This is a genomic window from Promicromonospora sp. NPDC110617, from assembly GCF_055598465.1.
Genome location: NZ_JBVKBM010000001.1, coordinates 1,900,367 through 1,924,238 on the forward strand (window position 1 = coordinate 1,900,367; position 23,872 = coordinate 1,924,238).

Consider the following 23,872-nt stretch of genomic DNA (forward strand, 5'->3'; position numbering starts at 1 on the left):
TCTCCTTTGGTCGGAACCTCGCCGCGCCGCACGACGGCTCACGTGCGCTGCGGCTTCTGCTGTGCGGAGCGCTCGCTTGGGGCGGCTGAGGCTCCCGGGGGTGGGAACCTCAGCCTGAGATCCGCCGTCTGGGGGCGGCTCGCGACCAGTCCGGGGCAAGGACAGTCGCAAGTTCGGAAAGCGTGGTCTGGCTACACGCCATTCAGGGGAAGCTCGAACCCGGCTGGTCCGTGACCGGTCACGCTGCGCCATTGCGCCCGGCGGCGACCCTCTTCACCACGGGGGTAGGGGAGACCGGCCTCCAGGGCGGCGGTCTCGATTGCGCGCATGGTGGTGCCGACTCCGGACGGAATCGGCGCGTGCCGGGCCCATCGCCCGTCTTGGAGACTCCATGCCTCGCACCGGGAGAGCTCCGCGCCGGCGCCGTGCCACACCCGGAGCACCACCGGTCCGGGAGCGCTGGTCTCGGCTGTGGCGATCTGGGCGGCCAACGGAGACAGAGAACTGTCCACGGCAGGGACGAGGGAGGCCAGCACCGGTAGCACACCGCCATCCGCGATCGTGCCGGTGGTCTCGTCGGCGGCGCTGCGTACGATCGCCGGGGCGTGACCCATCGCTACCGACCGCCTGGCCCAGGCCAACATCGGCAGATCATTCACGCCGTCCCCAACAGCGACCGTCCGCTCGGGACGTACGCGCAGGTGCTGGCGGACACCATCCAGCGCAACCGCCTTGTTCACGCCGCGGCCCGCGATATCGGCCCAGTCCGGGCCCATTGCGGTCACCGTGACCCCGGTCGCGTGCAGTGCGTCGGTGTACTGCCGGATCCCCGGCGCAGCGAGAACGATCCGGGTGGCAGGCCGTGCGGTCAGGTCATCCATGGTGACGAGCTTCTGCTGCCCGTTGAGTTCTCCCGGCTCGAACGGCTGGCTCGTCTTCCAGCCCCACCCGACCTCCTCGACCGCGACGCGTACGCCGGGGGCGACGTCCAGGGCGCGGTGGATCACCAGGGCCGGGTCGAAGGTCCGGCCTTCCACGACGTCGTACCCCGAAGGCGCCGACCGCTCCAACCGTACGGTCAGCGCACCGTTCGAGCAGACGGCCCACCCGTCGCCCAGCCCCAGACGGGTAGCGATCGGCAACAGGCCGACCAGGGACCGCCCTGTGGCGAGCACGATCTGGTGACCAGCGGCACGGGCCAGGTCCAAGGCCTTGACCGTTCCAGACGGGATCCGCCCGTCGTCCACCAAAGTGCCGTCGATGTCGAGCGCTACGAGCGTGCGGGTCTCTGTGACCGTCACGGCGTTCATCGAGCGACCACCTGACGCAGCATCGACCGAACCTGGATCTCAAGGTCCTCGCGCTCCCCAGTCCATACCGTGTTGCCGGGCACGAACATCCGGTGATCCAGCGGAACGGTCAGCCCAAGCGCGCGGGCGATCTGCTCGCCCTCCTTCAGATCTGCAGGCAGGAGGCTGACCCGGTTGGCGGTCACAGTCACCAGTTCGATGCGGTCGGCTCCGATGAGGTCAAGGAATCTTGACGCTGCCGCCAGACCATCATTGATGTCCACGGCGCGTCGCGTCTGACGACTTGTCGTGCTCCGCGGTGGAGCGGGTGCCTCAAGGTGTCGCGTCGCTGGTGCTCTGTGGTTCACGGGACTCTCCGAAGTTTGCCGGGCCGTCTGCGATCGGTCGTTGGAATGCGTCTGCTCGCTACTCTTGTTGCGATTCACTCGCCAGGGCAGGGCAATCAACGGGACAATCTGGCGAAGGCCTTCCGCGGGCGACCCACAGGTTGGGAGGGGGCGAGGAGATGGTCAACGAGTTGCTTCGCGAGCGGCGCGAAGCCCTCCTGTCACGCCAGCGCCCTGGCGAGCCCATGTCACGCGCAGAGCTAGCGGAGGCTGTGAACGCACACGTCTGGGCCTTGACCGGGCAGCGCATCGCTCTCGATGCCCATGCGATCGCTCGGTACGAGCGTGGCCAGTCGCGCTGGCCGGGCCAGCAGTATCGCGACGGTCTTCGCGCTGTCCTGGGGGTCTCGACGGACATCGAGATCGGGTTCTACCCGACCAAGCGGGGGAACGCGGCGCGAGAAACTGGTCATTCGTCCACATGGGATCTGGATACGCTTGCCGGGCTGGCCGACCTGGGGAGCAAGTACGTGGATCTCACCCGACGGGGCCTGCTCGGTCTGGCGGCTTACTCAGCCGTCGCCACCGCACTACCGAGTGAGTTGTGGTGGACCGAGATGGTCCGCAGATCAGCCGAGCGCGCTGCACGTGGTGTGCGCTCGGTCGGACGTGGCGATCTCGAAGCCGTCCAGGAGTCGGTCTCGTTCTTCTCTCGAATGGACCAACGGCACGGCGGCGGGCACGCACGGGCAGCCGCCATGCAGTACCTGACCGACGACGTCCACCGTCTCCTGAACGGATCGTTCCCGAACGACGCCCTCCGGAGCGAGATGTTCTCCGCCGCTTCCGAGCTGGCCTACGTCGCCGGCTGGATGGCCTTCGACAATGCAGAGCACGGCATCGCCCAGGGGCTGTTCACCTCGTCGGTCAAGCTCGCGGCGGAGGCTGACGATCCTGCAATGGCAGCCCACACGCTCCGCGCGATGGCGCACCAGGCGATAGACCTCGGCCATCCGAACCAGGCCCAGGAACTCGCGTCAGCATCGGTCGACGGCGACCGGTACAAGGCTGCCGCACCCCGCGAACGCGCTCTCCTAGGCGTGGTGCATGCCCGTGCACTTGCCGCGACTGGCCAGGGGAGTGCCGCGTCGTCCGCGCTGCTCCGGGCCGAGCGCGACCTCTCCGCAGCGACGGAAGGCGGGGACGAGCCCACGCGGGTGTTCTTCTTCGGCGAAGCGTCCCTCGCGCACGAGACTGGCAACACCCTGCGTGACATCGGAGACCTCGCCGGAGCCGAACAGCAACTGGAGCACTCGGTCGCGACTCGGAAGGCGTCCACCTTCAAGCGAACGCATGCGGTCACGCTGGGGTATCTCGGGGACGTGCAAGCCAGGCGCGGCGAACTTGAGCAAGCAGTAGAGACGTGGAACGCGGCTCTCGACGCGATGGACGGCGTGCAGTCAGCACGGGCCCGCCAGACCATCGTGGAGATGCGCTCCGCACTCGCGGTCTACAAGATCACCAGCTCAGACGCGGCTATTCTCGACGAGCGAGCCAGCGCCTATCTCGCTGCCACCAACTGACCTGCGGAGGAACGTTGACCGACCCCATCGTCATGACCCCCGTTGCGCACGTCGTCGGCGGTCGCATTGAACCGACCGACGACTACTGGGGCGGGACGCGTTCGATCATCCGGATTGACCCGGACGCCTACACCGAGGAGTCAGTCGCTGGACTCGACGAGTTCTCCCACCTGGAGGTCGCCTTCTTCTTCCACCTGACCGACCAGTCCGACCTCCACCCCGGTGCGCGTCGCCCGCGCAACAATCCGGACTGGCCCGTGGTCGGTATCTTCGGGCACCGGAACATGCGACGCCAGAACTGGCTCGGCGTCTCGCGCTGCCGGCTGCTGTCCATCGACGGCTCGGACTTGCACGTCGAGGATCTCGACGCGGTCGATGGGACTCCGGTACTCGACATCAAGCCGTGGTTCGCTGAGATGGGGCCTCGCGGCGAGACGCATCAGCCATCGTGGGTTTCCGAGATGCTTGGCGACTACTTCGCCCCGGTACAGAGCGAACAGCCTCAGCCCTGACTGTGCGCAGTTCACGCCCGCGCGGGCTCCCCGCAGCAGGCTCACAAAATGCCTCTGGTAGTGGACGATCTGAGCGACCGATGTGCTGTTCCGCCCTGCCGCCGCGGGAGTTGCTGGGGGCGACTAACAGCCCACGCGAGCTCAGCGGAGGCGGGGTGCCGCCACACACCGCAGTCTTGACACATGAGGAAGGCTGATCCGAACAACGTCGTCGTCGGGTTCCAGGACCGGACGTTCGAGGCCCTCGCCGACTGGCGTGCCATCGATGCGGCGATAGCCGCACACGCGTCTGACTCTCTGCGTCTTCGGCGCCGCGTGGCGAGCGACTCGCTCTTGGCGCTGCTCAGTTCATGGGAGTCGTTCTACTCCGAGTGGATGATCGCCGCTGTGAACCGAGACCCGTCAGCAGCCGCGATTCGACTTGCTGATCAACTGACGGAGTACGCCACAGACAATCTCGGGATACCTGCTGATGTTCTGTCTCAGACGCTCCTGTCAACCTCGCACCTCAAGGTCTCGGCGGTGCGCGGCATCCTGGAGCCGGACGGTTTCAACATCGCGGTACGCGACCACAAGGAACTCCGACGCCATGTCTCAAGGTGGCTCGCGGGCCCGTACAGGAAGGCAGCGTCCACCGTCACGGCGTACCAGCTCATGCCCGCGATCGTCGGGCGCCTCGTGCGCAACACGCTTGCCCATCAGTCTCAGTCAGCACTATCGAACGTGAATGGCATCATCCGTCAGGCCACCGTCCCACAGGTCTTCCGGGTCGATGCTGCACGTCGTAACCTCGACGTGCGGGCCCTGCGTGCCTATCTCCTCCAGACGGTCGGCACGCCTGCGGTAGCTCGCATCGAGGCGTTCCACATTGAGTTGAGAGTTCTCGCAGGCCGATTCCAAGCCGCTTGACTGCGGCCGACCCGGGATAGGGCACCCTGAATTTACCCCTGCGCGGGTTGGCGAGGCTTTGGCGTTTGCAGAGGAACAGTTCGCGTGTCCCGCCTGATCGGATCGTACTACCGAATCACGTCAGGCTTTCGACCCAGTTGTTCATATCGACGTTCACGGCGTTTCCCGTGTGGATGTATCAAGCCCCGTTCACGTGCTTGGGTGCGAGAAGGCGTTGTGTTGAGTCATTGAGATTGTTCTGGAAAACGGAGCCTACGAAATTCGGAGGCTCAACTCGTCGTACGCCGCGAGACATACCGGTCCACCCTCTGGGAGAACCAGGTGCACAAGCCGGCTCGTCCGCCGCTGAACAGGGATACCTGCGGGCCGCCCGGAGCGCTGGTTCCTCGACTACCAGATACGCCCGTCGCCAACCGCATCTTCTGCGGCTTCATTGGCGATATCCTTCTCTGCGGAATCTGCCATATTGCTGTAGAAACGCTCTTCGAGCGAGCCCGCAGGAAGGCGCTTTGCGATCTGGCGCGAGCGATCCCGTTGTTCGATAGTTTCGGGGAATGGCTCGCCAATTGTTCCCGAGCGAACGCCTGAGATCGTCGCGGCCCACAGCGCGCCAGCCATCTCTCGTCGAAGGTCCTCGCCAAATTGGTCGGCAGCGTGCAGTGCAGTGCTAACGAATTCCGCCTGTTCCCAAATGAAGGTTCGTGAAGCCTCATTTAGCACAGCGGACACGGCCCGCACTTTCTCGCTAGAGCCAGTCGCTAGCGCCCTGGTAAGCACGCTGACGACCTGGCTGTCGTATCGCGTTGCGACGACTGCAAAAAGTTCTGCGCCCATCCTCCGCCGAGCCCAGGAGTCGAGGTTCTCGGCTATCCAGTCGAGGATTCCTACCAGGTGCGCACTGAAATTGGAGTTCTCTCGGAAGCGAAGGCCATTGTCCCAAGAGAATGGAACCGCTTCGTACCCGTGAAGAGACTCAAGAGTCTCGGCATGCTCAATCCTTTCCTTAAGTAGTCGTATTACCCACTCTGGGTCGGTTGACGATCGAGTCGCGAGCGCTTCTGCGACCGAGTAATCGCTGATGCGTGGCAGTGCCACGAGATCCTTCCAAATCAGTTCAAGTTCGGGTTCGGAGAAGTTGTTCCACGAGATACCGAGGTCGCTACGGAAGTTCAAGAAGACGTCGGAAGCGAGTTGTTCATCATCGGAGAATCGGAGTGCAGCGAGCAGCCGTGTTGCCTCGACAGGTTGGCTTCGAGCCAGGAGCTGGGCTGCCCGAGCGACGTTCCGCCGGATGGTTGGGTCTGCATCACGGGCGAGTTGTAGGAGCAGTTCGAGCTCTCCGTCGTAGAGCGCGCGCAAGCCACGGTTCCAGCCGATTGCCTGGGCGACGAGGCGCCGCCGTTCCTCTGACGTGCTCGCGAGCAGGTCTTTTGCATCTGCGAGCGCCTGCTCCGGGTCGAGATCCGCGAACGCGGCAAGAACGACGGGCAACACCGGGTCAAGATCGTTGGGATACGGATTTGTACCGATGTATCGAAGCATGGCCGGTGCTAGCGAGGGTCGTGCCTTGATTAGCGCAGTGACGACCGGGCCCGGGTGACCTTCGGAAGGCCCCAGGACCTCACGCTCAGCCCGCAGCCGTGCGACGAGCAAGTCGATCACCTGCTGATCGCTGTACGAGGCCAAACCCGCCACGACATCCTCGACGAGCTGAATGCGCTTGGCCTCCATCGCCTCATAGTCGTCACCTCGGTCGCGAACCAGGTGCCCCCATCCGTCGTGAATCATGAGCGCCAGCAGCGGCTCGACTCCGCGGGGGAGTGACTCCACGGCCTGCTTTGCCGCCTTACGGGTCGGACCTTCCGCGTAGTTCTCATGCCAATACAGGGCGTCACGAATGCTGACCAACACAGCAGGATCCAGCGTGAGGGTGGTCGCAGTGGTGCCGAGTCGTTCGATGGTCTTCACGAACCCAGGTGTCCATCCGTCCCGCTTGGTGCCCGATACGTCGCGGCCGAACGTGCCGGCTGGGAAATGCAACGCCGCCTTCAGGAGTTTAACGGCGGCCCCGGCCCGCCGGCGATTTGGCGACTTCATCTCGTCAAAGGCGAGATCGATCACTCGCTGCCGAAGTGTCATCACGCTCCCCGGATTGAGAGAGTAGCGCTGGAAGGTGATTGTGTGACCGCGGAACGTTGAGTCTTCACCCTCGGTTGCAACCATTGGCTCCAACGCTTCGAACGGCGAAATTCGCTGACCATCGGCAAACCATGTTGAAGCGATGTCGACAATCCGACTGTTGAACATAACGGGTTTCGCTTGGTCAAACGCCGATAGCTCGCAGAGGACTCGAAGTGGATGCTGAGGGTTTGAATTAGTTGGACGGTCATCGTTCTGAGCAAGTTCCCACAGTTGAATCAACGCCTCGGGAAGGCTGTCCAACGTCATTCCAGCGAGTTTGAGAGTCGGTGGAAGAGTTTGCAAAACAGCGTTGTAGTCGGCCGCAAGAAACACCTTCCAGGCGGCGTTCTCGTCGCTGATGTGGTCGGTCGGGTTGTCGATGAGCCAGCGAGTCACCGCGAGGGTGCGCTTAGGTTGAAAATACGCGACCTTGGCCAGTAGTTCTGAGAGGCTCCGCCGGTCGATCAGGTCGGCCGCCTCGATCCGGGCCTGAAACGCAGCCCAGAGGGAGTCGGAAAGGCTCGGTGCGCCATGCTGCTTGTTGCGAACCTGCCAGTCGACTCGATTCACATTCACAAACAGATGCTCGGCACTAGTGTCCGCAACCAGCGGTTCAATGCGAGCGAGATATCCAGTGCCGAGGGGACTGCTGTCGTCGAAAGCCGCGTCAGTCAAGATCACGTCGCCGAGCAGGTCAGGTGCGATTCGCAGCGACTCGCCGCGGCGCCGGATTATGCCAGCGTTCTCAAGACTGCGCAGGTGCTTGTGTAACTCGTCGTAAGGCTTCCCGACGATCGCACTTAGCGACTGTCTGGCACTGGCGTCATTTGTCCGAAACGGCTGCAAGGCAGCGATTGCGTCAAGCACGGCGCTGCGCGTTGGCGGATCATTAGCGAGCGGATCCTTCACGAGCGCGTCGCGAAATCCGCGCATGATGTGGAGTCGGACGTCGTCGTCCTGCTCCAACGCTCGAGGATCGAGACGTCCTTGCTTGATAAGTACACCACCGACGACGGTTGCGAGAGGCGAGTCAATCGTCAGCCTGGCCAAGCGCTGTACAACCGCCGGGGGTGAGTCGCCACCCAGCGCCTCCTGTGCCAGGGCCGTCGCGGCGTCGATGTCCAGGTCACCCAGCCTTACCTCGATGTGCGGTTCCGGGAGAAGGCCATTGCGGGCTAGTTCCTCCTTAAGCGTTCTCAGACCGTATGGCCTGGTAGCTAGAACGATCTTGGCATCGCGATTGCGGCGCCAAATACCGGCGACGACGTTGGTGATCTCGGTGAGTTCGTGCGCATCGTCGATGACAACGGTCAACCCGCCATCGTGAGGGAGGAGCTCGAAGTCGGTCGCGGTCACCCGCGCGTCGCCTGGCAGAATCCGAACGCAAGCACCGGACGGCGCGGCATCGGTGAGAGCTTTTAGAAGTCGGGTCTTGCCGACGCCCCCGGCGCCGATGGCGAGCGCGAGAGTTGCGTTTGGCTGGTACGCGGCGGAAACGAGCTGTTCGGCTTGCTCCCGCCGGCCGGCCAGGCTCCATTCATGGTTGAAGATCGAGCTCCGGGTGGCATCGAAGTGCTCCTCAGGCAGTAGCCATGGTCCTGGCGAGGCAATGCCGAGGAATGACTCCCGGTGTCCAGGGAAGTATGTGTCGACCATCCGCACGGCCCGTTCCCGCGGCAGGTTCCGGATGTACCGCGAGATGTCTTCGCCGTCCCAGAGCTCCCACCCTCTGTGCTTGCCGGCCTCGGCGCGGGCGGCAGGGGTCGCGGTGAGGCGAGATAGGAACAGGTAGTTGTTGGGCGCCGTGATGGTCACCTCAGTGATCGCCTTGAGCACGGCTGCCGGTCCGAACTCACGGTGCCGCTTGCATTGTCCGGTCGCGAGGTTCGTGCCGCCGTCGGTGACCAGGATATCGATCCCGTACTGCTTGTGACCACGGCCGCCGTACTTGCTGGCGTGACCGTTCGAGTGCATCGTGGCCATTAGTTCGGCGAGCAGGTCCTCGAACCGGTCCTCAGGGAGTTCGTCGAGCGGAAGCGCGCGAGTGAGCGGCCGGACCGGTGGTCCGACGGCGTTTGCGGGTCGGTGGTACGCGCCAGCCTCGACGAAGATCGCTTCATCGGCCGCGAGCACCGCCGCGATTTCAGTCAGCGTCGCTCGCCTTGGCCTCGATCGGCCTCGCTCCCAGCTACTGACCGCTTGTTGCCCAACACTGAGTTGAGCAGCGAGGCCCTTTTGATCAAGCCCAAGAGCTTCGCGGCGTTCACGGATCAGTTGTCCAAGCGCGGCGTACATACGGAGATCGTACGCGTGGAGTGCGTGCGTTTTCAACCACGCACGCGTTTGATGCGTGCGTCGCACTGCGGACTTCGGACCCCCGCGCGATGACGAGGCGCCCCAGGAGGCGGTCCGGCTTGAACGGGTTGCCCGACTCTCCAGCTGGGCGCCGTCGTCCGGAGCCGGCGTGTCTTGGTCGAGGATCCGCGAAAGCTACTGGTGAGATTGGCGGCGGCTGCGACTGCGGGGCGACACGGTGTTACACGACGTTCGGAGCGTCACCCGACGCCTTACGATCGGTACCGCCGTCCTGCACGTCGGCAAGGTCGGGTTCCCGATCGCCGACCCGCTCGCCTACACGATGTGTGCCTAGGGCGCCGTCGAGCTCGTCCGGCTGCTGCGGCCTGTCTCAGTCGTGCCCGCGCACTACGAGGGATGGTCCCATTTCCGGCAGCGCCGCGACGGTCTCACGATGGCGCTCAGCGACGCGCCGGGCGTCGCCGAGAAGTCCCGGTGGACCACGCTCGGCGAACCGCTCAGCCTTGTTGTCCAGCTCCTCCGCGACCTCGAACCGGCGTGAGGCCAATTCTGGCATTTGGCATCTTTCTCCGACCTCGCCGACAAGATCTGGCCCCGACGGGTTGAAGTGGTGCGCGCCTCTCACCTGCGCGGATACCTCCGCACACCCTGGTGTGCAGCCATCTGGGTGTGCGCAGAGCGCGCGCTCGTGCGTCACCATCGACGCATGGATGTGTACTCGCGCGCAGGCCGTCCGGCGGAGGTCAGTGGGCGAAGCCGACTGACCCAGCCGCCGTCGGGCGATGCCCACGCAGGAGCGCGCTCCGATTCCGACGTCCCGCCTCTGAGCAATTCTCACAAGTTGGGGGACATGCGTTTGCCCTGTTCACCGCCATGTCCCCCACCCGGAACCTACTCGGAAACACTGCAAGGGGGACGTCAACTGGTACCTCGACGGGTACAGGTGGCGTGCACAATCGTGAGCATGGGACAGGCAGGCGCAGATGCTGCGGGCTAACTCGGACATGCGCGGTCGTGGCAAATTGCCACCACCGTGCGACCTGCGGGTTCGTTCCGACATGCCGCGCGGCCACGGCTGGGCGGTCCGCAGCCTCAGGGCTATTCCGGACATCTGCGGTGGTGCCAATTTGGCACCACCGCGTGACCTGGACTTCTACCCGAAACGGCCGAGGAGCGGCTGCCTGCTCCGGCCCTGGCGAACAAAACGGATAATTATGGTTCTGCCAATTTGGCAGGACCATATGACCAGCGCAAACGCTCCGACGCCGAGCGTCGATATCACCCCGTACAAGTCTCGATGTAGGCGTCCACCACCGACCGTCGAACCACTACCCGCCGCCCGATCTGCGCACTCGTGAGCAGTCCGTGCCGCACCAGTTCCCCGGCAGTCCACGACGAGACCCCGAGGCAAGCAGCGATTTCCTCGTAGGTCAGGTACGGGTCCTCCGGGTCGCCCGCCTGCTCGGCCCGGTATCGGTCGAGGACCGACCGGCGGATCCGCAGACGATTGCCGATCCGGGCACACGGCCCTATGCGGCCCCGGCGGACGAGCTCGCCGAACCACCAGCGAGATACCCCCAGCGCTTCGGCGGCTTCGGCCGCCGTGAGCAGGGGATCATCAACGACGAACGGGAGCATGTCCTGGTTGCTCATGACACTCCTGCCTGATCACGGTCTCTGGTCAGACAGGTGTGGGCGAAACACCAAGCGCCTGCCGCCGCGCTAGGCGACGGCAGGCCGGCTCACACTTAGGCGGGGAACTGGAGCACGTTCGGTGCCCGCCGAGCGGCCTGGATCTCAGCCATCCGCGCGGCCAGGCGCGCGTCGCCGTCGTCGGTCGCGTGCTGGTAGACCATGGCGGCGGCGACCGTCGAGTGACCGATGCGGCGCTGCAGCTCGGCCAGCGTCGCTCCGGCCTCCGCGGCTCGCGTCGCGGCCAGGTGTCGTAGATCGTGCCAGCGGATCTCGCTGGGCGCTCCGGCGCGCCTCTTGGCTCGCGTGAACATGCCGGTCCGCTGGCCGCCCCGAACCGGCTTCCCGGTCTTCGTGGCGAACACCAGAGCCCGGGGTCCGGGTGCGGTATAGCGGTCCAGATGCGCCAGGAGCTCTTGCGCCGCGTCCGGTGGCAGGTGCACCTTGCGGCGTCCAGCGTCTGACTTGGGTGGGCCGAACGTGACCGGCTTGCCCTTCACCTCCACGAGCGACTGGCGCACGTTCAGCCGCACGCCTCCCGCTGCCGTCCGTTCGACATGCTGCCGCTCGAGCGCGAACAGCTCGCCGGCCCGGAGCCCGGAGTGCGCAGCGACCACAACGGCCGCGCGGTACCGCTCCGACGGCCCCGCGAAGGCTGCCAGGATCGCGTCGACCACGGAGTCACCGGGGATGACGCGTTCCGCCGGCCGGGTCTGACCCGCGCCTCGGATCCGGCACGGGTTCGCCTCGATCAGCTGATCGCGTACGGCGTCGCCACAGATCGTCCGGAGCAGCGCGTAGGCGCGTGCCGCCTGGGTGCGGCCGGTCACTGCTTCGTCGCGGCGGGATTCGTTCGCCGCAGCTGCAGGCGCGCCGGCAGCACGCCAGGCCTCCCACAGTGCGGCGGGCATTCGCCCGGACTTCTTCACAGGGTGCCCGGTCTGCCCAGCCCAGGCGCGCACGTGTGCGGCATCGCCTGGCCCGGAGCCGCGAGACAGCCACTTAGCGGCCGAGGCCGCGGTCGCCTCCCGAACGGCGGCGTACCACTCGCTCACCATGGTGTGCGAGAGCGAACGCAGGGGCAGCGACCCGAGGTCGAGCTTGCGCGCTGCACCCGGGCTGTCCAGGGGTGTGAGGATCCAGCGGTCCAGCAACCCCTCGTACCCGCTGCGCGTCGAGGGCCTCAGGTCACGGGTCGCGAGCCAGCGCCGGGCGTACTCGCGCAGCGGCACGTCGCCCGTCTCGGGCTCGCGGTAGGTGCCCTGGTAGACGTCGCTGAGCACACGGGCCAGGGCGACGTTCGCCGCCTTCTCGGTCTCGAACGTGCCGATCGGGCGCCGCTCCCCGTCAGGCCCGGTATACCGGGCCTGCCAGCGGTTCGAGGCGCGCTTACGGACGTTCCCGTACGTACGACGGTTGTTGCGGCTCTTGCGGGCGGACATGCTTCGAGGTGTGGGCGGATCACCATGGGCGGGCAGCTGCGGGTCGGGTGAAGCGGACATTGCGGCTCCGGTTCCGGGCCCTGTCGCGCACGACTTAGGGCCCATTAGGGCCCACGCAGCGCCGCTTCCAGCTCCCCAGAATGCACGAAGCCCAGGTCAGAAACTTATCCTGACCTGGGCTTCCGCACTCTGAGCGGGCGACGGGAATCGAACCCGCGTAATTAGTTTGGAAGACTAAGGCTCTACCATTGAGCTACGCCCGCAAGCCCGCGCTCGACGCACGGTGCGGGCGTTACCTTAGCAAACCTCGGGCCCTGCCAGCGGCTCCGCCCGTGTGGCGTGCGTCGTCTGCCCGCCGCGCACCGCCCGCCCCACCACCGATGCGCCGACCACCTCACGAAGGCCGCGTCCCCTCCGGTGCCGCCTGCCCGACGTCGGTCCACACCTCCGTCATCTCCGCGATCAGCCCGTCGCGCACCGTGATGAACGTCGCCACCTCGAAGTGCTGCAGTTCGCCGTCGGACAGCCCCGTCACATGCGCACGGCCCGCAGCACGGTCGCCGTCCGCCACGCAGTCCTCGAGCCGCAGGTTCTGGAAGCCCGGGTACTCCGCGTTCAGCCGCACCCACGCGTCGGCGTCGTACGTCTCACCGGTGTGCACGTAGTGACAGGTGAACGCGGGGTCCAGCAGCCCCGGCAGTTCGTCCCACCGGTGCCCGTCGATGACGTCCGCGAGCCGCTCCATGACCTCTCGTGCCGACATCCAGGCAGGATGTCACATCTCGCCTACCTCCCGCCCTACTTCCCGGAATGCCTCCAGCGCCGTCCGCACCGCCAGCCGCTCGGCGTGATCCGGCCGCAGGATCGCCACGATCCACCGGGCCGCGTCCATCCCGTGCACCGGCCGCAGCACCAGCCCGGCATCAGGCGCCGTCGAGTACCGAGGCAGCACCGCCACCCGGTCGCTCGCCGCCACGAGGGCCTCGATGAGCCGGTTGTCCCGCAGTCGCTGCGCCACCCGGACGTGCTGTCCCGCCGCCGTCTCGACGGCGATGCGCAGCCCGTCGAAGGGATACCCCAGCGGCACGCCGTACCAATCGAACTCCACCAGATCCCGCGCGGTCACCCGCGCCTTCGCGGCCAGCGGGTGGCTCGCCCGCAGCGCGATGTCCAGCGGCTCGCGCAGCAGCGCCGACGTCACCAGGTGCGAGGCACCCGCCGGCACGGGGCCGGTGAAGCTGTGGCCGATCACGATGTCGTGGTCCGCGACCATCCCGGAGTACTCCGACTCGGCGATATCCATATCGCTGCACTCGAGCGAGACATCCGTCGAAGCAAGCCGGTCCAGCACCCCGGGCAGCAGCACCGTCGCCGCGCTCGGCAGCGTCGCCACCCGCACCGTGCCCGACGCCGAGCCCATGAACTCGTCCCACCGCGCCTGCACCTGGGCGACGGTCCGGGAGAGCTCGCGACCGCCGTCGGCCAGGAGGCGGCCCGCCTCCGTGAGGCGCAGGCCCCGGCCGTGCGGTTCCACCAGGGGGACCCCGCCCAGCTCGCGTTGCGCGGTGCGGAGCTGCTGCGACACCGCCGACGGCGTCCGGTGGGTCGCCTGGGCCACGGCCGTGACCGTCCCGCGGTCGGCGAGCTCGCGCAGCAGCTCGAGGTGACGCGGATCCACTCGCGACAGGTCATTCATGTAGCCAGCCTACAAGGACGCGTAGAACATTTCGCTTGTCCTTCAACGCCGCTGGCGCGAGGCTCAGGGCATGCCGATCTCCCACCGCCTGCTCGCCGTGTCCGTCGCGGTCATGTGGGGACTGAACTTCATCGCCATCCACGCCTCGCTGGGGCAGTTCCCGCCGTTCCTGCTCGCGGCGCTGCGGTTCGCGGTCATCGCCGTCCCCACGATCCTGCTGGTGCCTCGGCCGAAGGTGCCGTTGCGGTGGCTGCTCGGCTACGGGATCGGGTTCGGCACCCTCCAGTTCCTGTTCCTCTACTGGGGCATGGCGGTCGGCATGCCGACGGGCCTCGCGTCGCTGGTGCTGCAGTCGTCGGCGCCGTTCACGGTGCTGCTCGGCGCGGTGGCGTTCCGTGACCGGGTGTCCGCGCGGCAGGTCGTGGGCCTGTCGGTCGCGACCCTCGGGCTCGCCGTCGTGGGCTGGTCCCAGGCGCAGGCCGCGGCGTTCGGGCCGTTCCTCCTGGTGCTGGCCGGGGGATTCGGCTGGGCGATCGGGAACGTGTCCAGCGCGCGGGCCAAGGCGCCCAACCCGCTGCACCTGACGCTGTGGATGTCCGTGGTGCCGCCGATCCCGATGCTGGCGCTGTCGCTTGTCATCGAGGGGCCGGAGGCCATCAGCAAGGCGTTCGTCCCGGGTCCCCAGATGCTCCCCGCACTCCTGGGCCTCGCCTACACGGTGCTCATCGGCACGCTGGCCGGCTCCGGCATCTGGACCTGGCTCATGGGCCGGCACCCGGCGGGCGTCGTCGCGCCGTTCTCCATGCTGGTGCCCGTGGTGGGCCTGACGGCGTCGGCGGTGCTGCTCGGCGAGGCGATCGGGATGTGGACGGCGGTGGGCGCGGCGCTCGTGATCGCCGGTGTGCTGTGGGGCGCGCGGCGCAGGACCACGCGCCCCACCGGGCTACCGGCCCCGGAGCCGATCAGCCCCGAGGCGGCCGGCACCGAGCCGGCCGGCCAAGAGCTGGCCCGCACCTGAGCCCCTCACCCCTTGACCGACCCCGACGCCAGCCCCGCCACGTAGTACCGCTGCAACGCGACGTACAGGATCACGCACGGGATCATCGCGATCACCGACCCCGCTGCCAGCAGCCCGAAGTTGACCTGCCCGTACGCGCCCTGCTGCAGGTTCACCAGCGACACCGGCAGCGTGTACAGGCTGGAGTCGGTCAGGAACGTCAGCGCCCCGAGGAACTCCGTCCACGACGCGAGGAACGCGTACAGCGCCGCCGTCGCCGTGCCTGGCACCACCAGCGGCCGCAGCACCGACACCAAGATCCGCAGGGTCCCGGCGCCGTCCACGAGCGCGGAGTCCTCGAGCTCGGCGGGCACGGCGGCGAACGTGTTGCGCATGACGAAGATGCCGAACGGCAGGTTCACCGTCGTGTAGAAGAGCACGAGCCCGAACAGGCTGTCCGTGAGCCCCATGACGTTCATCTGCAGGTAGAGCGGGGTCAGGATCGCCTGGAACGGGATCATCAGCGTGACCAGCACCAGCCCGAACAGCACCGTGCGACCCCGGAACGGGAACCGCGCGAAGCCGTACCCGGCCAGCGTCGCGAGCACCGCGGTGAGCACCGCCGTCGACACGGAGACGATCGCCGAGTTGAGGATGCCGCGCCAGACCTCCGGCTGGTTCACCACGGCCTGGAAGTTGACCCAGGACAGGTCGAAGAACCGGCCGTCGGGGGCGGCCACGATGACGTCGCCCGGCTGCCCGGCCCGCACGAACGCGACCACGAGGGGCACCAGGAACACCAGGGCGGCCAGGGTGCCGCCGACGACGTAGAGCGTGCGCTTGACCCGCGTGTCCCGCTCGGGCCCGGAGGGACGGGCGGCAGGCACGGAACCGGGAGAACGCCGGGCAACGGCAGCGCCCCGGGGCGCAGTGACGGTAGCCATGTCAGCTCCTCTCCCGCAGCAGCCAGAACTGGGCCGCGGTGACCAGACCGGTGATGACGACGAGCACGAGCGACATCGCCGTCGCCGCGCCGAGCTGGAGCTGGACGAACGCGCGGCGATAGATGGCCATGACGATCGTCGTGGTCTCGGATCCCGGCCCGCCCTGGGTCAGGATGTAGAACTGCGTGAACGCGAGGAACGAGCCGATGACCGACAGGATCACGGTCATCGCGATGGTCCTGCGCAGCATCGGCACCGTGATCTGCAGCTCCCGCTGCCACCACGAGGCGCCGTCGATCTCCGCGGACTCGTAGACCTCCCGCGGGATGCCCTGCATCCCGGACATGAGCAGCACCATCGTCAGCCCCGACACGCCCCAGATCACCATGACGCACAGCAGCCCGGTGGCCAGCGGCCCGTCGACGAGCCACGCCGTCGTCCCGTCGGTGATCCCGAGGAAGCGCAGCGCCACGTTGACCAGGCCGCTGTTCGGCTGCGCCTCCAGCAGCATGAGGAAGCTCAGCGTGATGAGGCCGATGACGAACGGGACGAAGAAGATGGTCCGCAACAGCGTGGCGCCCCGCCGGTTGGACCGCACCAGCACGGCCAGCCCGTACCCGAGCAGCAGGATCGGCAGCGTGACGATCGCCGTGTAGAGCAGCGTGTAGCCCAACGCGCTCCAGAACGTAGGGTCCGTGAGCACCGAGGCGTAGTTGTCCAGCCCGATGAACCGGTACGGCCCGATGAGCGGGAAGTTGGTCAGCGAGATGTAGACCGCCACGACCAGCGGTACGAACACGAACACCACCACCAGCGCGACCGCCGGCGTGACGAGCGCGAGCCCGGTGCGGCTCGGGTGCGTGAGGGTCCCGTACCTGCGGCGCCGCAGCGGTTGCGGGGCGGACGCCGTCGACCGGCCCGACGTCGGCGGGCGCTCCGCCGTCTGCGCGCTCATGCCTGCGCCTGCCGCAGGATGCGGTCGTACGTGGTCTGGGCCTCCTGCATGGCGGCATCGACCTCCCCGTCGAAGACGGCAGAGCGGAACATGCGCAGCCACGGTCCGTCCTGCTGGTTGTAGATCAGGTTGTAGGCGAGCGTGGTGGGCGCGTAGCCCCGGTCGAGCGACTCCAGCGGCGGCAGCACGAACGGGTTCTCCCGCGCGAACTCCGGCGTGACGACGTCGGACCGCACGGGGGAGTAGAAGCCCTCCGGCATCCGGGTCTGCTGCTCCACGGCCACGGCGAACCTCATGAACTCCCAGGCGGCGGAGGGGTTCTTCGCGCCGTTGAGCATGCAGAGGTTGTCCCCGCCGTCGAAGAAGGCGCGGCCGCCGTCCGGCCCGGGCAGCAGCACCACCTGGGTGCGGTCCAGCAGCGCCTGGTCGGCGTTGGGCACCACCACGCCGAACCCCGCGGGGAACATCCCCAGGCGGCCGGCGGTGTAGTCGGCCGACCACCGCGAGGCGTCGTCCGAGAAGCTGCCCGGCGGCACGAGCTGCTCCGCCCACAGTGTCCGTTCGAGCTCCAGCGTGCGGCGCAGCGCGTCGTTGCCGACGACGTCGCCGCGCTGGTCGCCGACGTCGCCCGCGATGAGGTCGCGGTCGGTCGCCCAGACGTGCGGCTGGACGGTGAAGCCGAGCGCACCGGAGGCGTTGCCGGGGAACGACCAGCCGTAGAGGTCGTCGTCCAGGGCGGTGATCGCGCGGGCCGCCTCCAGGATCCCGTCGAAGTCGCGCGTGTGCTCCTCGACGGACAGGCCCGCGCGCTCGAACAGCTCGGTGTTGCAGAACAGCACCGAGAAGTCGCCGATGAACGGCAGCCCGTAGTGCCGCCCGTCCTTGGTGCTCAGGGCGAGGTGTCCCGGGCTCAGCGCGTCGCCGATGCCCAGGTCCTCGATGAGCGGCGTGAGGTCCGTGAAGGCGCCGCGGTAGGCGAACAGGGTCGAGTAGATGTCGTCGATGTCGATCACGTCGGGCACCCGTCCGCCGCGGATCGCGGTGGCGAGCTTGGTCACGTACTGGCCGTTCTGGATGGGCGTGACCTGCACGCGGATCCGGTTCTGGGCCTTGTGGAACGCGTCGACGACGGCCTGGGTACCGTTCACCGTGTCGGACCGGCACCACAGGTTGAGCGTGCCCGTCGCGTTCTCGCCGAAGCCCGCGGCCTCGACGTCCGGCGGCCGCAGCGTGCCGCCGCAGCCGGCCAGCGCGGCCGCGACCGTCGCCGAGCCGGCGAGGGTGAGCAGCTGGCGTCTGGTGAGCTCCATCGCTCTCCTTCCTTACGCATCGTTGCGTGGGGACGTGCTGGGGGTTCCTCTGGTCGAGGCCGTTCCGCTGGTCGAGCCCGTTCCGCTGGTCGAGCTTGTCGAGACCTGGTGAGTGGTTTCGACAGGCTCAACCAGCGAGAGGGCTGGTTTCGACAGGCTCAACCGGCGTTCGTGGGGACCCAGACCCGCATGGGCTGCGGGCCGCGGTTGGCCCACGCGTAGTAGGGGATGGCGGTCAGGGTCACGTCGCGCACGGGTTCGGACGGCGGCGTCGTGGCCGGCCCGTAGGGTGTCGTCGCCCCGGCATCGGGCCCGGGGACGACGGCGCCGCTCGCGCGGACGACCGTGACGCCGCCCAGGAGCTCCGGGCGGAACTCGTCGGACAGGGCCGCGCCCACGTCGATCCGCAGGTCGTCGACCACGGCGCCGGTCTCCTGGTCGGGCTGCTCCAGGGCGTAGACCAGGGGTCCGCGCTCGATGGCGACGCTGCCGCGCACGGCGTCGACCCGCGGGTCGGCCGTCGTGAGCCGCGGCGTCATCGGCAGGTCGAGCAGCACCGTGTCGCCGGGGACGAAGCGGCGCTGCACGCGGGCGTAGGTGCCGGCGGTCACGGGTGCGCCGTCGAGCGTGGCGCCGTCGGCCCAGGCGGGGACGCGCAGGGCGAGGGACGTCTCGCCGTCGGGCGCCTCCTCGACGTGCAGCGCGATGCTGCCCTCGTCCGGGTAGGCGGTCTCGACGCGCAGCCGCAGCGTGCCGCCGTCCAGCGGCGCGGTCACGGTGCCAGGTGCGTACTGGTGGAGCTGCAGGCCCGGCCCGTCCGCCGTCGCGACGTAGCCGGTGAAGCTGGAGACGGTGCGCATGATGTTGGGCGGGCAGCACGCGCAGTCGAACCAGCCGCGGCGGCCGTGCGCCGGGCTGCGGTCTTCCTCGGCGTGCGCGTCGCTGCGCAGCTGCAGCGGGTTCACGTAGAAGTACTCGGTGCCGGTGAGCGACACCCCGGCGAGGAAACCGTTGAGCAGCATGCGCTCGATCTGGTCGGCGTAGCGGGCCTCGCCCGTGGCGAGCAGCATGCGCCACGCCCACTGCACGCCGCCGATCGCGGCGCAGGTCTCGGCGTACCCGCGGTCGGTCGGCAGCTCGTACGGGTCGCCGAACGACTCGCCCTCCCAGCGCGCCCCGAGGCCGCCGGTCAGGTACTGCTTGCCGCGCTCCATGGCGCGGTACTGGGTGTCGAGGGCGGCGAGCAGCTCGGCGTCGCCGGTCTCGATGGCGACGTCGGCCGCGCCGGCGCCCAGGTAGACGGCCCGCACGGCGTGGCCCTCCACCGTGGTGGCCTCGCGGACCTTGACCCGGTCGGAGAAGTAGGTGGGCTGCTTGCCGTGCGCCTCGATGATGCCGGTGCCGCGGGCCTCGACGAACCAGCTCGCGAGGTCCAGGTACGCCTGGGTGCCGGTCTCGCGGTAGAGCTCGACGAGGGCCATCTCGATCACGGGGTGGCCGTCGACCTCACGGAGCTGGTCCGGACCGTCGCCGAACGTGGCCACGAGGTGGTCGGCGAGCTTGATCGCGACGTCGAGCAGCTCGCGGTGGCCCGTGCCGCGAACCTGCGCGACGGCGGCCTGGAACAGGTGCCCCGCGCAGTACAGCTCGTGGCTCCATGGCAGGTCGCTGTAGCGCGGCACGTTCCGCAGCGCGGGCACGGAGTCGAGGTAACCGTCGTCGGCCTGGGCGGCCGCGAGCAGGCTCGTGACGTGGAGCTGGTCGGCCAGGAGCTGTTCGTCGGGCTCACGGGCGTACTCCCACGCGGCGGCCTCGAGCCACTTGTGGACGTCGGAGTCGGCGAAGATCGGGCCGATCGCCTCGCCGTCCGCCACGCCCGCGGCGATCTCCAGGTTGCGCAGGTTGCCGGCCTTGGCGAGCTGCTCGAGCCCGCCCGGGATGGCGGCGGCCCGGTTGACGTCGGCCGTGCGGCGCCACAGTCCGCCGTCCACGGTGACGTGTCCTGGAGCAAGGGGCCGCAGCAGCACCCGGGCATCGCTCGTGGGGGCGGCCGGTCCGCTCGTCGTACGGCTGGGCGTCGGGGTCGTCATCGATGCTCTCCTCCGGGACGGAAACTAGGAATCCGATTTCCTGATCGTAGGGACCGGTGTTGGCGGCGTCAAAGGTCTGGGCGAAACTCGCTGCAAACTGGGCTCTGATCTGGGAGGGGGAGGTAAGATGACGCTGCGTTCCGCGGGTGCCGGCCTGGTGTCGTGGAAAACGCGGAAGGAAAATCGTTCGGGAAGGGACGGTGCGGATGGACCGGGGAGCGGTCGTACGGATCACGGACGTCGCGGCGCTCGCGGGCGTCTCGCCGAGCACGGTGTCCAAGGCGCTCAACGACACCGGCTCGCTGCGGGAGAGCACCCGGGCGCGCGTGCGGGAGGCGGCCGAACGGCTCGGCTTCGTGCCCGACGCGACCGCGCGCTCGCTGTCGGCCCGGCGCAGCTTCACCGTGGGCCTGCTGAGCACCGACTCCGCGGGCCGGTTCTCGCTGCCGGTGGTGCTCGGCGCGGAGAACGCTCTGGTGGGCGGGGAGCTGTCGGCGCTGCTGGCGACGGCTCGCCACGACCCGGTACGCGAGCAGCACCACGTGCGCGCACTCGTGGCCCGGCGGGTCGACGGGATCATCGTGACCGGCCGCACCACCGAGCCGCGCGAACCGATCCGCGTGCCGATGCCTGTCGTCTACGCGTTCGCGCCGTCGTCCGACCCCGAGGACGCCTCCGTGGTGCCCGACGACGCGCTCGGCATGCGGCTGCTCGTCGAGCACCTGACCGGGCTCGGCCGGCGTCGGATCGCCTACGTGGGCGGGCGCGCCGAGCAGGCGGCGTCGCTGGTGCGGTACGAGACGCTGGCCGCGGAGCTGGCGGCGCGCGGCCTGGAGCTGGTGGGCTCACCGCTGTACGGCGACTGGTCGGAGCAGTGGGGGCGGCGCGCCGTCGACCTGGTCCTGGGTGGTGCCGCGGGTGCGGCCTCGCCCGGTTCCGCCCTGCCCGTGGACGCGATCGTCTTCGCCTCCGACCAGGTCGCGCGCGGCGGGTGCGACCGACTGCGGGAGCTCGGGGTCCGCGTGCCCGTCGACGTCGCCGTGACCGGCTACGACGACTGGGAGGTCATGTCGCTGGCCAGCCGCCCGCCCCTGACCACCGTGGACATGCAGCTCGAACGGCTCGGCCAGCGCGCGGCGGAGCTGCTGATCGCGGCGATCGAGGGCGACCCGGCGCGCGGCGTCGAGCGGCTCGCGCCCCGGCTGGTGGCGCGCGCGTCGACGCTCGGGGACGGGTAGGGCGGTCGTCGGGCGCTGGCACTGGCACTGTGGCGCTGTCCCTGGCGCTGTCGGTGTCGCGCTTGCTGCTGTGGCTGTCTCCCCTTTGAGGCCCGAGTTTCTCCGCTTTGCAGGCTTCGAAAAGTGAGAAAGTCGGGCTTCAAAGGGGAGGGCGCCGCCGGGTTCCCATTGCGGCCCGACGCCGTCCCGACGGCCTTGTCTCCGGAATTCCAGCGCTGTAAATTCGCCCGGGCCCGGAGTTCTCCGGGATGCCGAGTCCCAGGAGAGTCATCGCCATGACGCAGCCGTCGACCTCACCCGATGTGGCCAGGAGCGGCCCGACCGTGGGGTCCGTCCCGCTGCTCGGTGAGCCGTGGGCCGTGGCCCGGGCGAACGGCACGATGTGGGCCAAGGACCCGTCGGTCGTGCGGTTCCAGGGCCGCTATCTCATGTACTTCACGGTCCCGCCCGCGGAGACCGACACCGAGGAGTCCCTGCACGTCGGCATCGCCGAGAGCCACGACCTGCGCTCGTGGGAGCTGGTCGCGCGGCTGCACCCGGGCGGCGACTACGACGCCCAGGGCCTTGCCGCGCCCGGCGCCGTCGTCCTCGGGGACGTGCTGCACCTCTTCTACCAGAGCTACGGCACCGGGCCGCTGGACTCCATCTGCCACGCGACGTCCACCGACGGCGTGACGTTCGAGCGCGACGCGTCCAACCCGGTGTTCCGCCCGTCGGGCGCCTGGAACTGCGGCCGCGCGATCGACGCCGACGTGATCGTCGACGGCGACCGGCTGCTGCTCGCCTACGCGACCCGCGACCCGGAGATGCGGGAGCAGCTCGTCGGGGTCGCGGCGGCGCCGCTCGACAGCGACTTCGGCTGCGACGCCTGGCGCGACCTGAGCCTGGCCGCCCCGGCGCTGTGGCCCGAGCTCGACTGGGAGGGCGAGTGCATCGAGGCGCCGGCCTTCGTGCGCGCGGGCGGCCGCCCGGACGGCGGGCTGGTCATGTTCTACGCGGGCGCGTACAACAACAAGCCGCAGCAGATCGGCTGGGCCACCAGCGAGGACGGCGTCACCTGGACACGGGGGACCGCCGAGCCGTTCCTCCCGAACGGCGCGCCGGGCACGTGGAACTCGTCCGAGAGCGGCCACCCCGGCGTCCTGACCGACGACGACGGCCGCACCTACCTGTTCTTCCAGGGCAACGACACCGGCGGTCGGACCAACCTGCTGGCGGCCGTGGAGATCGTCTGGGAGGACGGGCGCCCGGCGCTGCGGGAGGGCTGAGCCCGCGCACCCGTGCAGCATCTCGTCGACGGCAGCCGCCTGCCGCTGGTCACACCGCGGGCGCCGGGGCGGTGCCGGCAGTGAGCCGCTGACCCCATCGGCGCATGTGGTCGACAGCCTCCGGCGGGCCGTGGATGGTCAGGGGGGCTCCGACGGCTGCGAGGCAGAAGGTGGCCCAGTCGAGGGAACCGGCGGGGAGGTAGACGTCGCACGAGGTGTCGTCGATGGCTTCGACGGTTCCGTAGCGCGCGATCTCCTGCTTGACCTGTTCGGCCGGCGCTTGGACCGTCGCGTGGATCGGATACCTCGCCGGCATGGATCGGACCTGGTCGTGGACGTACTCCACGGGGTCGGCGAAGGGGAGCCGGCGCGGAGCGAACTTCTGGCGGGTGCGCGTCGGGTTGCCGATGCGGTCGATGCGAAACGTGCGCCAGTCGGCTCGGTCGAGGTCCCAGGCGATGAGGTAGAGGCAGGAGTCCGCGCTGACCGTTCGGTGAGGATGGACGTGCCGCTCGGAGACCTCACCGTCGCGCGCCCGGTACGTGAACCTCAGCGCGTCATGGTCGCGGCAGGCCAGTGCGACGGTGGTCAACGCCGCGACCTCGGTGATGCTCGACCGTGGATCCCCGCCGCGTGCGACGGACACGTTCCGCAGGCTGTCGATGCGGTGGCGGATGCGCTCCGGAAGCACCTGGACGATCTTCGCCATCGCGCTGACCGCGGCGTCCGCCGAGGTCGGATAGCTGCCTGTGGCGATCTCCTTGAGCCCCATGATGACCGCGGCCGCCTCGTCCTCGCGGAGCACCAACGGAGGCAGCGACCCGCCGGGGCTGAGCTGATAGCCGCCGCCGGTTCCGCGCGTCGAGGTGATCGGGTAGCCCAGCTCCTGCAGGTCGTCGACGTCGCGACGGAGCGTGCGCCGGCTCACTCCGAGACGGCGCGCGAGCTCGTCGCCCGGCCAGTGGCGACGCGACTGGAGCAGGCCGAGGAGTTCGAGAGCTCGGGTGCCAGTTGACATGCCATCAATCTAGGTCGGCTTGTGGACATATGCCGGCCACAACGGTTGGAAGAGTGGAGGGCGTCATCCACCAGCGGAGCCCCGG

At 68.4% G+C, this 23,872-nt stretch carries 18 protein-coding genes and 1 tRNA gene; 6 read left to right on the forward strand and 13 right to left on the reverse strand.

Features of this window, described 5'->3' with window-relative positions:
- Nucleotides 1-191: 191 nt before the first annotated feature.
- Together ACZ7LE_RS08360 and ACZ7LE_RS08365 are read right to left on the reverse strand one after the other, a co-directional pair.
- A complete protein-coding gene (locus ACZ7LE_RS08360) occupies nucleotides 192-1,310 on the reverse strand; it encodes an HAD family hydrolase (protein WP_470402824.1) in 1,119 nt (372 codons plus the stop codon).
- Nucleotides 1,307-1,573 (reverse strand): hypothetical protein, encoded by a 267-nt coding sequence (locus tag ACZ7LE_RS08365; RefSeq protein WP_470402825.1) that lies wholly within the window; start codon nucleotides 1,571-1,573, stop codon nucleotides 1,307-1,309. The genes ACZ7LE_RS08360 and ACZ7LE_RS08365 overlap by 4 nt, the downstream gene beginning before the upstream one ends.
- 242 nt (nucleotides 1,574-1,815) lie before the next feature.
- Between ACZ7LE_RS08365 and ACZ7LE_RS08370 the strand changes: the two genes are divergently transcribed.
- The 3 genes from ACZ7LE_RS08370 to ACZ7LE_RS08380 all read left to right on the forward strand — a co-directional run bounded on the left by ACZ7LE_RS08370 (nucleotide 1,816) and on the right by ACZ7LE_RS08380 (nucleotide 4,640).
- A complete protein-coding gene (locus ACZ7LE_RS08370; RefSeq protein WP_470402826.1) occupies nucleotides 1,816-3,219 on the forward strand; it encodes a hypothetical protein in 1,404 nt (467 codons plus the stop codon).
- Nucleotides 3,220-3,233: 14 nt separating this feature from the next.
- Nucleotides 3,234-3,731 carry an SAM-dependent methyltransferase gene (locus ACZ7LE_RS08375; protein ID WP_470402827.1) on the forward strand — a complete coding sequence of 166 codons (498 nt, stop codon included), beginning with the start codon at nucleotides 3,234-3,236 and terminating at the stop codon, nucleotides 3,729-3,731.
- 183 nt (nucleotides 3,732-3,914) lie between these two features.
- A complete protein-coding gene (locus tag ACZ7LE_RS08380; RefSeq protein WP_470402828.1) occupies nucleotides 3,915-4,640 on the forward strand; it encodes a hypothetical protein in 726 nt (241 codons plus the stop codon).
- A gap of 390 nt (nucleotides 4,641-5,030) precedes the next feature.
- Here ACZ7LE_RS08380 and ACZ7LE_RS08385 read toward each other — a convergent pair whose 3' ends face one another.
- The 6 genes from ACZ7LE_RS08385 to ACZ7LE_RS08410 all read right to left on the reverse strand — a co-directional run bounded on the left by ACZ7LE_RS08385 (nucleotide 5,031) and on the right by ACZ7LE_RS08410 (nucleotide 13,967).
- On the reverse strand, nucleotides 5,031-9,116 hold the full coding sequence (locus ACZ7LE_RS08385) for a helix-turn-helix domain-containing protein (protein WP_470402829.1): 4,086 nt from the start codon (nucleotides 9,114-9,116) through the stop codon (nucleotides 5,031-5,033).
- A gap of 1,299 nt (nucleotides 9,117-10,415) precedes the next feature.
- On the reverse strand, nucleotides 10,416-10,790 hold the full coding sequence (locus ACZ7LE_RS08390) for a helix-turn-helix domain-containing protein (RefSeq protein ID WP_470402830.1): 375 nt from the start codon (nucleotides 10,788-10,790) through the stop codon (nucleotides 10,416-10,418).
- Nucleotides 10,791-10,885: 95 nt separating this feature from the next.
- Nucleotides 10,886-12,271 (reverse strand): tyrosine-type recombinase/integrase, encoded by a 1,386-nt coding sequence (locus ACZ7LE_RS08395; protein WP_470402831.1) that lies wholly within the window; start codon nucleotides 12,269-12,271, stop codon nucleotides 10,886-10,888.
- 192 nt (nucleotides 12,272-12,463) lie between these two features.
- A tRNA-Gly gene (locus ACZ7LE_RS08400) sits at nucleotides 12,464-12,534 on the reverse strand.
- 131 nt (nucleotides 12,535-12,665) lie between these two features.
- The gene (locus ACZ7LE_RS08405; protein WP_470402832.1) at nucleotides 12,666-13,034 is read right to left on the reverse strand and encodes a nuclear transport factor 2 family protein; all 369 of its coding nucleotides are present in this window, start codon (nucleotides 13,032-13,034) and stop codon (nucleotides 12,666-12,668) included.
- 12 nt (nucleotides 13,035-13,046) lie between these two features.
- Nucleotides 13,047-13,967, reverse strand: a complete 921-nt coding sequence (locus tag ACZ7LE_RS08410) for a LysR family transcriptional regulator (protein WP_470402833.1) — start codon at nucleotides 13,965-13,967, stop codon at nucleotides 13,047-13,049.
- A gap of 70 nt (nucleotides 13,968-14,037) precedes the next feature.
- On the opposite strand from ACZ7LE_RS08410, the gene ACZ7LE_RS08415 reads away from it, so the two are divergent.
- Entirely contained in the window at nucleotides 14,038-14,985 is a 948-nt protein-coding gene (locus ACZ7LE_RS08415) for an EamA family transporter (protein WP_470402834.1), read from the forward strand.
- 5 nt (nucleotides 14,986-14,990) lie between these two features.
- Here ACZ7LE_RS08415 and ACZ7LE_RS08420 read toward each other — a convergent pair whose 3' ends face one another.
- The 4 genes from ACZ7LE_RS08420 to ACZ7LE_RS08435 all read right to left on the reverse strand — a co-directional run bounded on the left by ACZ7LE_RS08420 (nucleotide 14,991) and on the right by ACZ7LE_RS08435 (nucleotide 20,263).
- A complete protein-coding gene (locus ACZ7LE_RS08420) occupies nucleotides 14,991-15,908 on the reverse strand; it encodes a carbohydrate ABC transporter permease (protein WP_470402835.1) in 918 nt (305 codons plus the stop codon).
- A gap of 1 nt (nucleotide 15,909) precedes the next feature.
- Complete coding sequence (locus tag ACZ7LE_RS08425) at nucleotides 15,910-16,863, reverse strand: carbohydrate ABC transporter permease (protein WP_470402836.1); 954 nt, start codon at nucleotides 16,861-16,863, stop codon at nucleotides 15,910-15,912.
- Nucleotides 16,860-18,173, reverse strand: a complete 1,314-nt coding sequence (locus ACZ7LE_RS08430; RefSeq protein ID WP_470402837.1) for an ABC transporter substrate-binding protein — start codon at nucleotides 18,171-18,173, stop codon at nucleotides 16,860-16,862. Before ACZ7LE_RS08430 ends, ACZ7LE_RS08425 begins: the two co-directional genes overlap by 4 nt.
- A gap of 158 nt (nucleotides 18,174-18,331) precedes the next feature.
- On the reverse strand, nucleotides 18,332-20,263 hold the full coding sequence (locus ACZ7LE_RS08435; RefSeq protein WP_470402838.1) for a glycoside hydrolase family 127 protein: 1,932 nt from the start codon (nucleotides 20,261-20,263) through the stop codon (nucleotides 18,332-18,334).
- Nucleotides 20,264-20,469: 206 nt separating this feature from the next.
- Here ACZ7LE_RS08435 and ACZ7LE_RS08440 point away from each other — a divergent pair, with 206 nt between their 5' ends.
- Both ACZ7LE_RS08440 and ACZ7LE_RS08445 read left to right on the forward strand, forming a co-directional pair.
- Complete coding sequence (locus ACZ7LE_RS08440; protein WP_470402839.1) at nucleotides 20,470-21,501, forward strand: LacI family DNA-binding transcriptional regulator; 1,032 nt, start codon at nucleotides 20,470-20,472, stop codon at nucleotides 21,499-21,501.
- Nucleotides 21,502-21,776: 275 nt separating this feature from the next.
- The gene (locus ACZ7LE_RS08445; RefSeq protein ID WP_470402840.1) at nucleotides 21,777-22,769 is read left to right on the forward strand and encodes a family 43 glycosylhydrolase; all 993 of its coding nucleotides are present in this window, start codon (nucleotides 21,777-21,779) and stop codon (nucleotides 22,767-22,769) included.
- A 49-nt stretch (nucleotides 22,770-22,818) separates the two neighbouring features.
- Here the strand turns inward: ACZ7LE_RS08445 and ACZ7LE_RS08450 are convergent, their stop codons facing one another.
- Nucleotides 22,819-23,787 (reverse strand): helix-turn-helix transcriptional regulator, encoded by a 969-nt coding sequence (locus tag ACZ7LE_RS08450; protein WP_470402841.1) that lies wholly within the window; start codon nucleotides 23,785-23,787, stop codon nucleotides 22,819-22,821.
- Nucleotides 23,788-23,872: the final 85 nt, after the last annotated feature.